We start from the raw sequence: 14,066 nt of genomic DNA, 5'->3' as shown, positions 1-14,066 counted from the left end.
CAAGTCGATCAGTCGAATGAGGGCGCCGGTATGGTCCCGCCGTTGAGTTCAGCAGGGCTGAACTGGTCTTGCGTCCCCGCAGATGCCTCCTGGCCATTCTGCCCGCTGGGAGCCTCGATGAGCGTGTTCAACGCGCCCCCGCCGAGAATCCCTGACGGCGCGCCGGTCACGGCATCCGAGACGTTCAGCGCAGCGGCGGAGTCGCCTCCGGGAACTGCGGGCGAGGCCACGAAGCTGGAGGGACGGTCGCCGCTGTCCGCGGGCGCCGCGGTGCCGGTGACCTCACCGTTGCCGAGGTCCAGGGCCGCGGCCTCGGCAGGCATGACCATGCCCAGTCCGACGGCGGCGCTGGAGAGCGCCTGCGGCGATTCCAGGTGCTGGACCTCTTCGGTCAGCGCCTGGTTCGCCTGGACCAGCGAGAGGTGCTGGTTCTGCAGGTCCACGACGGTGTACTGCGCGTTGGCCACGTGGATGTTCACCGCGAGCACGATCGTCAGCGCGAGCCCGAGCAGTGCGATGATCCCGCCGATGAGTCCCTTCTGCCGCCCCCGGAGCTTGGGCAGGGCGCGGAGCATCGGACTGGGGCGTGCTGGGGAGCCTGCGTCGTCGGTGCGTCCGGGGAAGGAGAGGCTGCGCGCCAGTGACCCGCGGCTGGCCGGGGCGAGGGAATGTGCTTCTGCGCTCATGCGGCGGTTCTCCTGGAGTCGGTCAGCTTCTCCACTGCACGCAGCTTCGCTGACGCTGCGCGGGGGTTCTCGGCGATCTCGGCCTCGTCGGGCAGCTCTGCCCCGCGGGTGAGGGATCTGAATGTCGGCTTGTGCTCTTCGAGCTCCACGGGCAGCCCCGTCGGCGCCGAGGACTTGGTGCGTCGAGCGAAGGCCTGCTTCACGATGCGGTCCTCCAACGAGTGATAGCTCATCGCCACGATCCGACCGCCCGGCGCCACGGCGTCCAGGGCGTTCGGGATGGTGCGCTGCAGGACCTCGAGCTCCTCGTTGACCGCGATGCGCAGGGCCTGGAAGGTGCGTTTGGCGGGGTGTCCCCCGGTGCGCTTGGAAGCCGCGGGGACCGCGCGGTCCACCACGGCGGCGAGGTCCGCGGTCGTGGTGAAGGGGCGACCCTCTCGCCGGGAGACGATGGCCGAGGCGATGCGTCCGGCGAAGCGCTCCTCGCCGTATTCGCGCAGGATCCGCCTCAGCTCGGGCACCTCGATCCGCGCCAGCAGCTCGGCGACCGACTCGTCGGGGGAATCCTCCGAGGCATCCATGCGCATGTCCAGCGGGGCATCGTAGGAGTAGGCGAAGCCGCGGGAGGCCTCGTCCAGCTGCAGCGAGGAGACCCCGAGGTCGAGAAGCACCCCGGCGACTCGCTGATCGGAGTCCAGCTCCTCTGCGGCGACCTCGTCCACGCGGTCGTAGACCGTGTGGATGCCGCGAAAGCGGTCGCCGTAGGCGGAGAGGCGCTGCGCCGCGAGGGCATGCGCCTGGGGATCCCGGTCCAGGCCGAGCACGAGCACCTCGGAGTCGGCCGCAAGCATGGCTTCGGCGTGGCCGCCCATGCCCAGGGTGGCGTCGATGACCACGGGACGGTGGCCGGCGGCCCGGATGTTCTCCACTCCGAGGGCCAACAGTCTGATGCAGCGATCTCGCATCACCGGCACGTGCCGGTCTGCTGTCTCTCGTTGCGCCATACTGCCTCCGTCATGGGAAAGGATCCTTGGACCAGCTCCTCCTCCGCTCCGGCCTGCTGCCTGACATCGGGGAAGATAAGTCAGGAATGCGGCCGGGCGGCGGAAGAACTCACCCAAGGATCCCCTTGAAGTGTTCGAACCGTCTTCACTTGTCGTACTTTGTTCGGTCGGCGTGTCGCGTCGAGCGCCTTCGGTGCTCAGAAGAGACCGGGAATGGCGTCCCCATCGGTGGATGAGAACTCCGACTCCTTCGCCTCCAGATACTCGTTCCAGGCTGCGGTGTCCCAGATCTCGGCGCGGTCTCCCGCTCCGATGACCGTGACATCGCGGTCCAGTCCGGCGTACTCCCTCAGCGCGGCGGGAACCGTGATCCTGCCCTGCTTGTCCGGAATCTCGTCAGAGGCTCCGGAGAGGAATACGCGGATGTAGTCGCGTGCTTGGCGTGAGGTCAGAGGAGCCTGCCGCATCTGCTGATGGACGTTCTTGAACTCTTCCGTGCTGAACACATAGATGCAGCGTTCCTGCCCGCGGGTGAGGACCAGGCCGTTGGCCAGTTCTTCGCGATACTTCGCGGGAAGGATCAGGCGAGCCTTCTCATCCATGCGAGGCGTGTATGTGCCCAGGAACAAAGGACACTCACCACCTCACTTGTTGAGGAGAATCATTCCTTCTCCCTCTACCGAGCTCCACTTTACCCCACTTCCCCCCACTTGCAACCAAAATCTGCCGCCGCACGGCCGACACTTCCCCCACGTCGGCGATTTCAAGCCTCTGACCTGGAGTGATACCACTCCGGTGCAGGTGGAGGGCGGTGGAGGGCTTCTCCCGGACAGGCCCGCTCCGGGTGCGCCGGGTGAGGTGTCGCGCCGTGCGGAGCGACCCGGAGCAGCGTCGCGAGAGCCTGGATGATCCGCCTCTGACCAGGCGAGACGGGCGCAGCGGCGTGAACTGAGGACCGTTGTGGCGGGATGTGGGGTGCTGTGGGGTGGGAAGTGGGGGTGCTGTGGGGTGGGAAGTGGAGGTACCCGATGGTGGGAAGTGGAGGTACCCGATGGTGGGAAGTGGAGGCGCTGCGATCAGGCACGAAAAAGGCCCCTCCGGAGAGGGGCCTTTCGAAGTCAGGTGATGCCTGGAGGAGTCAGTCCTGCCGGCGTCGTTCTTCCCAGCGCTGTTCGAGTCCGGTCATGAAGTTTCCGGACGGACTCGGGGCCGAGCTGCGGGGTCCGCCGCCGCCGCCTCCACCGCCGTTGCCGTTGCCGCCGCCGTTGCCGCGGGAGTTTCCGGAGGTTCCTCCGGTGGTGGCGTAGTAGACGCCTGCACCCATGATCAGGAAGCCGATCACACCGACAGGGATCCACTGGTTGTAGATGCTGACCAGCAGGACGACGATGCCGAGGACTGCGACCAGAGCGCCGAGCACAATGTTGCGCACGTTGAGCTTTCCCGTCGGGGAGTCCTGCATGGAGCTTGCGAAGCTCGGATCCTCCGACTGCAGCTGTTCTTCGAGCTGCTTGAGCATGCGCTGTTCACGCTCCGACAGTGGCATCGTGAAGCTCCTCGCGGTCGTCGTATGGCGTGGTGGACGATCTGGATACGCCTAGGTGTATAGTCTAGCGGTTTCGTCACCGCAGACCTAGCCCGCAGTCCGCCCTGCGGCGATCTCTGGGCTGGTGCCCAGGAACCCTCCAGTCATGGATCCTCGCGGCGAGCGCGCAGCAGCGAGGCAGGAGCAGTCTGGACCTGTGGGAATTTCTTCGCGATCGCGTCGAGCGCACTCTCGGCGTCGAGCCAGTTCGTCTCCGTGCGATCGAAGCTCAGCTGCAGCGAGCCTCCCTCATCCACCAGCCGTTCCGCCCGGACTCCGACCAGGCGCACCGGCTGCGGCCGCTCCCCCAGCCGTTCCAGCATCCCCAGCACGCGGGCGTAGATGGCCAGTGCGGAATGGGTGGGATGGGAGAGGGTGGACGAACGGGTCAGCGTCTCGAAGTCGCTGTAGCGCAGCTTCAGGCTGATCCCCTCGGCGGAGACCCCCGACTCGCGCAGCCGCGCGGCGACCCGGTGACTGAGTCGCAGCAGCTCTGCGCGCAGCGCCGCTTCATCCTCGACATCGACCGCAAAGGTCTCTTCGGCCCCGATGGACTTCTCGATCCGGTGCGGCTGGACCTCGCGGGCGTCCTCTCCCCAGGCCAGCCGGTGCAATGCCGTGCCGGTGACCCCGAAGCGGCGGCGCAGCGCCGGTTCCGGGGTCTCTGCGAGCTGGAGCACCGTGGTGATCCCGAAGGCCTTCAGGGACTCTGCGGTCTTTCCCCCGACGCCCCACATCGCGGTCACCGGCAGGGAATGCAGGAACTCCAGGCGGCGGTGCGGCGGGACCAGCATCAGCCCGTCCGGCTTTGCCCGGGTGGAGGCGATCTTGGCGATGAACTTGCGGTCGGCGATCCCCACGGTGGCGGGGAGGTTGAACTCCTCACGGATCTCACGGCGGATCTTCTGCCCGATCTGCTCGGGTCCGCCCAACCGCCGTCGAGCCCCGGTGAGATCGAGGAAGGCCTCGTCCACGCTGAGCTGCTCCACGGCGTCGGTGACGGTGTCGAAATAGCTCATGATCCGCCGCGAGAGCTCTCGGTAGACGTCCATGTGGGGCGAGATCACGACGGCGTCGGGACTGGCCCGGCGCGCCCGGGCCAGCGGCATCGCCGAGCGCACCCCGTCCGCGCGGGCCTCATAGGAGGCCGAGAGCACCACGGAGCGACCCGAGTCCTGCGCGACGATGATCTTGCGCCCGCGCAGCTCGGGGCGGGTGAGCAGCTCGACCTCCACGTAGTAGGCATCCATATCCACATGCGCGAGGACGCGTGAATCAGCCGGTGGGGACGGTGCCATACCGATAGGCTATCCGCCATGAAGCGCGAAGAATTCATCAGCGAGGTCAACGCGAGGTGCGCCGGCTTTCTCGAGGCGCGGCACGCAGAGGTCCATGCAGTCTCCCAACACGCGGTCCCCTTGGTCACGGCGCTGATGTCACTGACCCGGGGTGGGAAGAAGATGCGTCCCGCCCTGGCACGACTGGGCTGGCAGGCGGCCTCCGGGCGCGGCGCGGGCGTCGTCGAGCTGGGGGTGGCGCTGGAGCTGTTCCAGGCGGCTGCGCTGGTCCACGACGACGTGATCGACCGCTCCGCGACCCGCCGGGGTCTGCCCAGCGCGCACATCCGCTTCGAGCAGCTCCACCGCGAATCCGGCTTCAGCGGAGACCGCGGTCATTTCGGGACCACCGGTGCGATCCTCTCCGGCGACCTCGCCCTCGCCTGGGCCTCGGAGGCCTTCTTCCATGCCCAGTCCACCGCCGCCCAGGACGGGCTGGCGAGCAGTCCGCTCGCCGCGCGGACCTTCCATCAGATGCACACCGAGGTCATCACCGGGCAGTACCTCGACGTGCTGGAGGAGGTGCGCACCCCGGCCGACACCGAGACCGAGGCGGTCAGTCGGGCCCGCGGGGTGCTGCGCTACAAGGCTGCCAAGTACTCCACCGAGTACCCGGTGGTCCTCGGCGCGGCCCTGGCCGGCGGCTCGGACCAGCTGTGCCGCGCCTTCGCCGCGGCGGCGCTGCCGGTAGGAGAGGCGTTTCAGCTGCGCGACGATCTGCTCGGGGTCTTCGGAGACCCGGAGACCACCGGCAAGCCGGTCGGTGATGATCTGCGTGAGGGCAAGCGCACCGAGCTCATCGCCTACGGGCTGTTCCGCTCCTCCGCGGCGGGAGCCCAGGAGCTCAGCCAGATGCTGGGAGACCCGGCGCTGAGCGAGGAACAGGTGGAGCGGGCCCGCGCCATCCTCACCGAGTCTGGAGCCGTCGACGAGGTCGAGCGCAGCATCGAGAAGCTCACCGGCGAGAGCGTCGCCCGGACGCAGCACCTCGTGGATCTCGGCGTCTCCGCGGAGGTGCTCGAGGAGTTCGACCAGCTGCGCGGACACCTGGTGCTGCGCACGGTCTAGCGTCGAGACCCGCGCGGGGCCCGGGATCGACTCGCGCCGCGGCAACTCGGAGTTGGGCAGGTTCGATACCCTGGGGCTGTGAGCTCTGAACAGATTGACCCGTGGATAGGTTCCAGGATCGATGACCGCTATGTGATCGATGAGCGCATCGCACGTGGCGGCATGTCCACGGTCTACCGCGCCCAGGACCAGCGGCTCGGCCGAGAGGTCGCCCTGAAGGTGCTGTTCCCGCACATGGCGGAGGATCGCAAGGTCGTGGAGCGATTCGAGCAGGAGGCCCGGAACTCCGCGCTGATCGCCCACCCCAATGTGGTCCAGGTGCTCGATCAGGGACAGGCCCAGGAGACCGCCTACCTGGTGATGGAGTACGTCCCCGGCGCCACCCTGCGCACGCTGCTCAAGCACGGGGCGATGACGCCTCGGCTCGCGCTGACCTACATGGACTCGATCCTGCAGGGCCTGGCTGCGGCACACCGCGCCGGCCTGGTCCACCGAGACATCAAGCCGGAGAACGTGCTGGTCTCCCATGACGGGCGGATCAAGCTTGCCGATCTGGGGCTGGCCCGCGCCGCGACCCACCACTCCGGGACCTCGACGCTGATGGGCACCGTGGCCTATATCTCTCCGGAGCTGCTCTCCGGAGAGGGAGCCGATGAGCGCTCCGACATCTACGCCATCGGCATCCTGCTCTACGAGATGCTCACCGGCGTGCAGCCCTTCACCGGAGACTCCCCCGTGCGGGTCGCCTACCAGCACGTGAACTCCACCGTGCCGGTCCCCTCGGCTCAGGTCCAGGGACTCGCCGGCGAGCTCGATGACCTGGTCAGCATCGCCACCCGGCCCGAGGTGGCGCTGCGGCCGAAGAACGCCGATGAGCTGCTGAAGATGCTGCGTGAGACCCGCGGCCTGCTCAGCGACGCCGAGCTCGACTTCGACGGCGCGCTCAGCAGCCCCGCGACGCGACCGATCCCCGCCATGGGCGTCTCCGCACGAGCGTCCGAGCGCACCGGCCAGCGGCCCACCACGATGCTGCCCGGGGACTCCGACGAGGCCTTCCTGGAGACCGGCGCGCAGCAGGCATCGGCTTCCCAGTTCGAGACTCCCGGGGCCGAGCCGCAGCCCGACGACCCGCAGCCCTGGGACGAGGACATCGACGCGGCCCTGGGCAACGCGCGGACCACCCACCTGGAGGCCGAGCATCGCGACGCCGCCCACGGGCGCCCCTCGAGCCTGGCCGAGGAGGATCGCCAGCTGGTCACCGAGGTGCCCACCAGCGGGCTGCAGCTGCGCCCGCCCCGGCTCAGCGTCGCAGAGCCGGCGACCGGCATGCAACCCTCCGTCGGCGCCCGACGGCCGGTGGAACGGGTCCGCACGGAGAAGCGCGAGCGTCAGCGCCCCACGGTCGAGCTTGCCGGCCCCGATGCCACCCGGGTCTGGCTGATGATCGCCGCGATCATGATCGGCAGCGCCCTGCTGGTGCTGCTGGCCGGCTGGATCGGCGTGAGCAGCGCGCTGATCCCCAGCCTCGGGGGCTGAGGACCTGCGCGCGGCCTGGGACCGGTTCGCCTGTGGCCCGCGTCAGCGACCCGTCCCGAGAACCTGCCGCTGGGGCCTATCTCACCTGGGTGAGGGACTCCGCCACCAGGAACGCCAGCTCCAGGGACTGCTTGTGGTTCAGCCGCGGGTCCACCAGGGACTCATAGCGCTGATCGAAGGCTGATTCGTCGACCACATCGGAGCCGCCGAGGCACTCGGCGACGTCGTCGCCGGTCATCTCCACGTGCAGCCCACCCGGGTAGGTGCCCAGCGAGCGGTGGACCTCGAAGAAGCCGCGCACCTCGTCGAGGATGTCGTCGAAGCGGCGGGTCTTGTAGCCGTTGTCGGCCGTGATGGTGTTGCCGTGCATCGGGTCCGTCACCCAGACCACCTTGGCGCCGGAGTCGCGCACCGCGGTCACCAGCGGCGGGAGCTTCTCCCGGACGTTGGAGGCGCCCATCCGCACGATGAAGGTCAGCCGTCCGGGCTCCCGCTCGGGATCAAGCTTGTCGATGATCGCCAGGACGGTCTCCGGGGTGGTGCTGGGGCCCAGCTTGACCCCGACCGGGTTCTGCACCCGGGAGAGGTAGTCCATGTGTGCGCCGTCGAGCTCGCGGGTCCGCTCGCCGATCCAGACGAAGTGGCCGGAAGTCACGTAGGGCTTTCCGGTGCGGGAGTCGATCCGGGTCAGTGCGCGCTCGTAGTCCAGCAGCAGCGCCTCGTGGGCGGCGTAGAACTCGGTGCGCTTGAGTCCTTCGAAGTCAGCACCGCAGGCCTCCATGAAGCGCACCGCGCGGTCGATCTCCCCGGCGAGCTGCTCATAGCGGGCGTGGGCGGGGTTCTCCATGAATCCCTTGTTCCACTGCTGCACCGCGCGAAGGTCGGCGAAGCCGCCCTCGGTGAAGGCCCGGACCAGGTTCAGCGTGGCGGCGGACTTGTGGTAGGCCGCGACCATCCGCTTGGGGTCGGGCACGCGGGATTCCTCGGTGAACTCGAAGCCGTTGACGATCTCGCCGCGGAAGGTCGGCAGCGTCACGCCGTCGCGGGTCTCCACATCGGAGGAGCGCGGCTTGGCGTACTGCCCGGCCATGCGCCCCATCTTCACCACCGGCAGCGAGGCGCCGTAGGTGAGCACGACGGCCATCTGCAGGATGGTCTTGATCTTGGCACTGATCCGGTCGGCGGTGACGCCGTCGAAGGTCTCGGCGCAGTCGCCGCCCTGGAGCAGGAACGCCTCACCGTTGGCAACCTTGGCCAGGCGTCGCTTGAGCTTGTCGACCTCCCCGGCGAAGACCAGCGGAGGGTGCGCGGAGAGCTCCGCATAGGCGGAGTCGAAGTCTTCGTGGCTGCGCCAGTCCGGCTGCTGGCTCAGCGGCAATGAACGCCACTCGTCCAGGCCCGGATAGTCTGCTGCCCCGACGTGGAGGATCTCTCCGGGGGCGGTCAGCGGGGCGTCGGTTCGGGGCTCTGGCGTGGTAGTCACCTGTTCAGGGTAGTCCGCCGCGCACGGGCGCACCTAATGGCGGAGCGCCATTCCATCATGCGGACGGAGTGAGCCCGGGGGCGGTGTGCGCCCCCGGGCTCCTCAGCTGTTCTGCATCGATCGACGTCTGAAGGTTTCAGCGTCTCTTGCTGCTCAGCCCTTCTTGGCGGCAGCCTCGGTGTAGAGCGCCTCGACCTCTTCGGCGAAGTCCTTCATCACCACAGGTCGCTTGATCTTCAGGGAGGGGGTGAGGTGGCCGGATTCGATGGTGAAGTCGGTGTGCAGCAGCCGGAAGTCGCGGATCGATTCGGCGCGGGAGACCGACTCGTTCGCCCGGTCGACCACCGACTGCACGTGGGCGATGATCGTCTCGTGCTTCGCCAGCTCGGAGACCGGAGTCTTGGGGTCCAGTCCCTTGCGCTCGAGCCACTGCGGCAGGGTCTCCTCGTCCAGGGTGATCAGCGCCGCCACGAAGGGCCGGTTGTCGCCGACCACCACAGCCTGGGAGACGATCGCGTCGGAGCGCATCAGGTCTTCCAGCTGGGCCGGTGAGACGTTCTTCCCGGTCGCGGTGACCAGGATCTCCTTCTTGCGGCCGGTGATGGTGAGGCAGCCGTCGGAGTCCAGGGTGCCGACGTCGCCGGTGCGGAACCAGCCGGTGTCGGTGAAGATCTCCTGGTTCAGCTCGGGCCGGTTGTGGTAGCCGCGGAAGACGCAGATGCCGCGGCCGAGGATCTCGCCGTCCTCAGCGATCTTCACCGCGCATCCGGGAAGCGGCGCCCCGACGGTGCCGATCTTGCTCAGCGCAGGGGTGTTCACGGTCAGCGGCGCCGTGGTCTCGGTCAGCCCGTAGCCCTCGAGGATCTGCACGCCCACGCCGTAGAAGAAGTGGCCGAGCCGCTCCCCCAGCGGCGAGCCGCCGGAGACCGCATGGGCGACCTGTCCGCCCATCCGGGCGCGCAGCTTGGAGTAGACGAGCTTGTCGAAGACCGTGTGCTTGAGCCCCAGGGTGAAGGGGACCTTGCCGTTCTGCTTGGCGCGGGACCATTCGATGGCGGTGTTCGCCGCCTTCTCGAAGATGGCTCCCTTGCCGTCGGACTCGGCCTTGAGCATCGCGGCGTTGTAGATCTTCTCGAAGACCCGCGGCACCGCCAGCAGGAAGGTCGGGTGGAAGGTGCCCAGGTCGTCCACCAGCTCCTTGATGTCGGAGGTGTGTCCGACCCGGGAGCCGCCGGCGACGGCGAGCACGGAGATGAAGCGGGCGAAGACGTGGGCCAGCGGGATGAACATCACCGTGGAGGCGTTCTTGTCGACCACCGTGCCCAGCGAGGAGCCCAGCGCCTGGAGCGAGAGCTCGGTGAAGTTCGAGTGGGTCAGCTCGCAGCCCTTGGGCCGCCCGGTGGTCCCGGAGGTGTAGATGATCGTCGCGAGGTCAGCACCGACGGCGGCGCTGCGTCGAGTGGCGACCTGCGCCTCGGTGACCTCAGCGCCCTTGGCGCGCAGCTGATCCAGGCCGGAGCCTTCGATGGTGTAGACGTTGCCCAGACCCGTGAGGTTCTCCTGGGCGACGGCGCGCTCGACGATCTTCTGGTGGGCCGGGGTCTCGGCGACGAGCAGCTTCACGCCGGCGTCTTCGATGATCCACGCGACCTGGGAGGGCGAAGACGTCTCGTAGACCGGCACGGTCACGGCGCCGGCGTAGAAGATCGCGAAGTCGAGCAGCGTCCACTCGTAGCGGGTGGGGGCCATGATGGCGACCCGGTCACCGACCTCGACGCCGGAACCGATGATGCCCTTGGCGAGCTGCACCACCTGGTCGCGGAACTCGGCGGCGCTGACGTCGGTCCACTGGCCCGGGGTGAGCTGGCGACCGAAGAGAATGTTCTGCGGGTCCGCGGTGACCTGACGTTCGAGCAGGTCAGTGATGTTCAGCTCGGCGGGAACATCGACTGCGGGCGGTGTTGCGATTTCCTTCACGGGGACTCCTCCATCGTGTGTGCTATCTCACATCATCGTCTCACAGCTCATTACTGAACGGTAGCTGGATGATTCGTGTCCCCGCGGAAAACTTGCTCAGACCTGTGCGCCGTCGCCTGACCCGGTGCGGCTGCGCGGCATCTGCAGGAAGAGGATGACCAGTCCGGCCAGCACCACGCCGATCAGCGCAGGCACGGTCCAGCCGGGCGCATTCAGCGGCAGGAACGGCACGATGATCAGCGCCAGGATCGCGCCGATGCTGAGCACCGCCCCGAGCACCACGGCAGGCTTGGCGCCGGCGAGCGGGTTCTTCGGGTTGGGCGGCTGGAAGTCGTCGATCTCTTCGAGCGCGGAGTCATCCACGCTGTGATCCCGGGGACCCTGACCCGGGCCGCCCTGACCCTGGCCCGGACCTCCCTGGCCGGGCAGCGGCCGTGAGCGGCCGCCTCGACCGAAGACTCTGCTGGGTTCGTCGTCGCGATAGGTGCTCATGGCGCCATCCTCTCAGGGGGCTCGGCGGCGTGGTGCCGTCGGTGAAGAAAATCAATCAGCTGCTCGTGGATGATCTCGGCCTCATGGTCAAGCGTCGCCACGTGCTGGCTGCGGGTGAGCGCCACGACCTCGAGCTGCTCCGCCGAGAGCGCCCTGCCCAGGGTATCGGCTGAGGAAGGGGGCAGGACGTTGTCCACGCCTGAGCGGAACAGCAGCACCGGCGTGCCCCGACGGGCGAGCACCGGAAGCTCGCGGCGGACCTGCGCGAAGAGTCGGTCGAGCTCGACGACGGCGCGCAGCGGGGTCTGCGCGTAGGCCTCCTCCACGACGTCGGGCTTGGCGATGTCTCCGGCGATGCTCGCCACCGATGGCCGGATCCGGCCCAGCGCCCAGGCCTTCGGTCCGGTGAGCGGCGCCAGCCGGAGTCCGGGATTGATCACCGAGACGGCCTCCACCCCACGGTGGGCTGCCACATGCAGCGCCAGCGACCCTCCCATCGAAAGGCCCACGGTCGCCACCCGGGGGCAGCGGGCGGCGAGCCGGTCGTAGCTGGCCAGCGCCGCGCGCATGATCTCAGCGCGCGGGGTGCTCGCCAGCTCCTCCCAGCTCGTGCCGTGACCGGGCAGCAGCGGGAGATCCACCGTGAAGCCTGCCGCCTGCAGCGCGTCGGCGAGCGGGCGCATCGAAGCGGGCGTGGAGGTGAATCCGTGGAAGACGGAAACTCCGAAGCCGGACATGTCCATTCCTTCACTCTATTGCCTCTACAGTGGTCTCCAAGCTCAGCCGCCTGAAAGGACCCCCTCACACCGTGTCGTTCTACAGCGTCGCCAAGAAATTCGTCGTGGCCCCGGTGGTCAACACGGTGTTCCGCCCCTGGGTCCGCGGCCTGCACAACATCCCCAGCGAAGGTCCGGCGATCCTGGCGTCGAACCACATGTCCTTCTCCGATTCGGTGTTCATGCCGGTGAAGGTGCCTCGGCAGGTGCACTTCATGGCGAAGGACGACTACTGGGGCAAACAAGGCGCCTACGGGTGGGGGATGCGGAAGTTCTTCGACCTCTCGGGCCAGATCCCGATGGACCGCTCAGGCGGCAAGGCCAGCCAGGACTCGCTGAACGCCGGGGAGCAGGCGCTGCGCGACGGAGAGGTGCTGGGCATCTACCCCGAGGGCACGCGCAGCCCGGACGGGCGGCTCTACCGCGGCAAGCTCGGCATCGCGCGGCTGGCGCTGAACACCCGCGCTCCGGTGATCCCGATCGCCCTGATCGGCACCGACAAGGTCCAGCCGATCGGGAAGAACATCCCCCGGCTGGGCCGGGTGGGGATGATCGTGGGCGAACCGATGACCTTCGAGTCGTACTACGACAACGCCGAGGATCGCTTCGCCCAGCGCGCCGTGGCCGACGAGATCATGTACCGGATCATGCGGCTCTCTGGCCAGGAATACGTCGATGTGTACGCCTCGGATGTGAAGCGTCAGCTGGAGGCGGAGAAGGCCGACGCGAAGGCGGCGCGCAAGGCGCTGCGCCACCACAGCGGGCGCCGCACCGTGGACCCGTCCGCCGACTAGGCGAGGCACGCCCACATCCCGGGGCGCTCAGAACACCCCCGGCGCAGCCTTCCGGTGCAGGCCGAAGCGGAACCCCAGGCCGGCCGCGAGGACGATCGCCGCGCCGAACACCCATCCGGAGAGCGCGAGCGCCTGCGTCCCGGAGAGCAGGACCCCGATGGTGCAGCCCAGCCCGATCATCGCACCCCAGCCCAGCAGCACCCCTCCGCCGAGGGCGGTGACCGAGTTGAACGCCGTGGTCTTCTCGAGCCGCACGCGCCGACCCGGCAGCGCCACGGCCAGCGAAGCCAATACGATCCCGACGATCAGCCAGCCGTTGGTGGTGATGGTGTGGACCACGATGGCCACGCATCCGGCCAGGCGCTCGTCGAGCCCCGGCATGAGGCGCTCCATCCAGCCGGCCTCGGTCATGGACGTCCGGGTCATCGAGGAGATCTGCTGGGTGACCCCCAGCGGCTGGTCCTTGTAGTAGGCCAGAATCGCCAGGATTCCGACACTGGAGCCGGTGAACAGCGCCGGCCAGCGCTTGAAGAACACGAGCCGTCGAACTTCGGTGGCGTCCACCGTCCGGTCGCCTCGACCTTGGACCGGCGGGTTCCAGCGCAGCAGCCAGACCCCCAGGCACACCAGCACGCCGAGCTGCAGCAGCACCGCGAGCGCGTACCCGTTGCCCGCCGCCAGCCAGGTGGCCGGGGAGCCGAGGATGAACCGGGAGTACATGGTGTCCCAGCTGAGGAACCCGAGACCGAAGCCCAGGACGACGCCGAGCAGGGCCGGTATGGACCGCAGGTGACCCTCCGGGAGACGGTACAGGTGCCCGGCGATGCAGCCCCCGGAGATCACCATGCCCAGCCCGAAGGCGAGTCCGGAGATGACCAGCGCCAGCGAGACCGGGGCGATATGCGCGTCCGTCGGCACGTTGTCCGCGGTGGGCGTGGGAATCCGGGTGGAGAAGATCACCGCGTATCCGATCGTGCCGACAGCGATCGAGACCAGGATCGCGTACACCCCTCTGCTGTCATGCTTCTCGAAGAGGTCTCGGAATACGCAGAAGAAGCAGTACCGGCCGCGCTCGAACAGGATGCCCAGCCCTGCACCGACGAGCAGCATCAGGGCGGCGTTGGAGCCACCGAACCCCTCCCCCTCCGTGGCGGAGAGATACCAGGCCAGTCCCAGCAGCACCGCTGCGACTGCGACCGCGATCGTGGTGCGGACGGTGTCCGCACGGGTCCAGCCCAGCTCTCGGTCTGCTCTGACGTCGACGGTCATGAGGTTCCCTTCCTGCACAGGGGAACCGGGCCCACCGCGGCGGGCCCGGTTCCTGAGAT

Annotated in this window: 13 protein-coding genes; 3 read left to right on the top strand and 10 right to left on the bottom strand. The window is 68.3% G+C overall.

Annotation, left to right across the window (positions count from 1 at the left end; translation table 11 throughout):
- Positions 1-8 precede the first annotated feature (8 nt).
- The 5 genes from LSI54_RS03260 to dinB form a co-directional block, all read right to left on the bottom strand.
- Positions 9-686 (bottom strand): hypothetical protein, encoded by a 678-nt coding sequence (locus LSI54_RS03260; RefSeq protein WP_241464321.1) that lies wholly within the window; start codon positions 684-686, stop codon positions 9-11.
- The gene (rsmH, locus tag LSI54_RS03255) at positions 683-1,690 is read right to left on the bottom strand and encodes a 16S rRNA (cytosine(1402)-N(4))-methyltransferase RsmH (RefSeq protein WP_241477744.1); all 1,008 of its coding nucleotides are present in this window, start codon (positions 1,688-1,690) and stop codon (positions 683-685) included. Before rsmH ends, LSI54_RS03260 begins: the two co-directional genes overlap by 4 nt.
- A 197-nt stretch (positions 1,691-1,887) precedes the next feature.
- Positions 1,888-2,319: a division/cell wall cluster transcriptional repressor MraZ gene (gene mraZ / locus LSI54_RS03250; protein WP_241464319.1), complete on the bottom strand. Its 432-nt coding sequence runs from the start codon at positions 2,317-2,319 to the stop codon at positions 1,888-1,890.
- A 509-nt stretch (positions 2,320-2,828) separates the two neighbouring features.
- Positions 2,829-3,236: a DUF3040 domain-containing protein gene (locus tag LSI54_RS03245; protein WP_241464318.1), complete on the bottom strand. Its 408-nt coding sequence runs from the start codon at positions 3,234-3,236 to the stop codon at positions 2,829-2,831.
- A 143-nt stretch (positions 3,237-3,379) separates the two neighbouring features.
- Positions 3,380-4,573, bottom strand: coding sequence for a DNA polymerase IV (dinB, locus tag LSI54_RS03240; protein ID WP_241464317.1), 1,194 nt, complete (start codon positions 4,571-4,573; stop codon positions 3,380-3,382).
- A gap of 18 nt (positions 4,574-4,591) precedes the next feature.
- Between dinB and LSI54_RS03235 the strand changes: the two genes are divergently transcribed.
- Positions 4,592-5,680 carry a polyprenyl synthetase family protein gene (locus LSI54_RS03235; RefSeq protein ID WP_241475235.1) on the top strand — a complete coding sequence of 363 codons (1,089 nt, stop codon included), beginning with the start codon at positions 4,592-4,594 and terminating at the stop codon, positions 5,678-5,680.
- A 78-nt stretch (positions 5,681-5,758) separates the two neighbouring features.
- Positions 5,759-7,216, top strand: coding sequence for a protein kinase domain-containing protein (locus tag LSI54_RS03230; protein ID WP_241469969.1), 1,458 nt, complete (start codon positions 5,759-5,761; stop codon positions 7,214-7,216).
- Between the two features lie 76 nt (positions 7,217-7,292).
- Here the strand turns inward: LSI54_RS03230 and LSI54_RS03225 are convergent, their stop codons facing one another.
- The 4 genes from LSI54_RS03225 to LSI54_RS03210 all read right to left on the bottom strand — a co-directional run bounded on the left by LSI54_RS03225 (position 7,293) and on the right by LSI54_RS03210 (position 11,911).
- Complete coding sequence (locus tag LSI54_RS03225; RefSeq protein ID WP_241470357.1) at positions 7,293-8,663, bottom strand: class II 3-deoxy-7-phosphoheptulonate synthase; 1,371 nt, start codon at positions 8,661-8,663, stop codon at positions 7,293-7,295.
- Positions 8,664-8,852: 189 nt separating this feature from the next.
- Entirely contained in the window at positions 8,853-10,676 is a 1,824-nt protein-coding gene (locus LSI54_RS03220) for an AMP-dependent synthetase/ligase (protein ID WP_241475239.1), read from the bottom strand.
- A gap of 96 nt (positions 10,677-10,772) precedes the next feature.
- Positions 10,773-11,168, bottom strand: coding sequence for a hypothetical protein (locus LSI54_RS03215; RefSeq protein ID WP_241469971.1), 396 nt, complete (start codon positions 11,166-11,168; stop codon positions 10,773-10,775).
- The gene (locus LSI54_RS03210; protein WP_241464312.1) at positions 11,165-11,911 is read right to left on the bottom strand and encodes an alpha/beta hydrolase; all 747 of its coding nucleotides are present in this window, start codon (positions 11,909-11,911) and stop codon (positions 11,165-11,167) included. Before LSI54_RS03210 ends, LSI54_RS03215 begins: the two co-directional genes overlap by 4 nt.
- A 65-nt stretch (positions 11,912-11,976) precedes the next feature.
- Here LSI54_RS03210 and LSI54_RS03205 point away from each other — a divergent pair, with 65 nt between their 5' ends.
- Positions 11,977-12,738 carry a lysophospholipid acyltransferase family protein gene (locus LSI54_RS03205; protein WP_241469972.1) on the top strand — a complete coding sequence of 254 codons (762 nt, stop codon included), beginning with the start codon at positions 11,977-11,979 and terminating at the stop codon, positions 12,736-12,738.
- Between the two features lie 27 nt (positions 12,739-12,765).
- Here LSI54_RS03205 and LSI54_RS03200 read toward each other — a convergent pair whose 3' ends face one another.
- Entirely contained in the window at positions 12,766-14,007 is a 1,242-nt protein-coding gene (locus tag LSI54_RS03200; RefSeq protein ID WP_241477743.1) for a YeeE/YedE family protein, read from the bottom strand.
- Between the last annotated feature and the right edge of the window lie 59 nt (positions 14,008-14,066).

The organism is Nesterenkonia sp. AY15, from assembly GCF_022565855.1.
GTDB lineage: Bacteria > Actinomycetota > Actinomycetes > Actinomycetales > Micrococcaceae > Nesterenkonia.
This window is presented reverse-complemented; position numbering and strand designations above follow the sequence as displayed.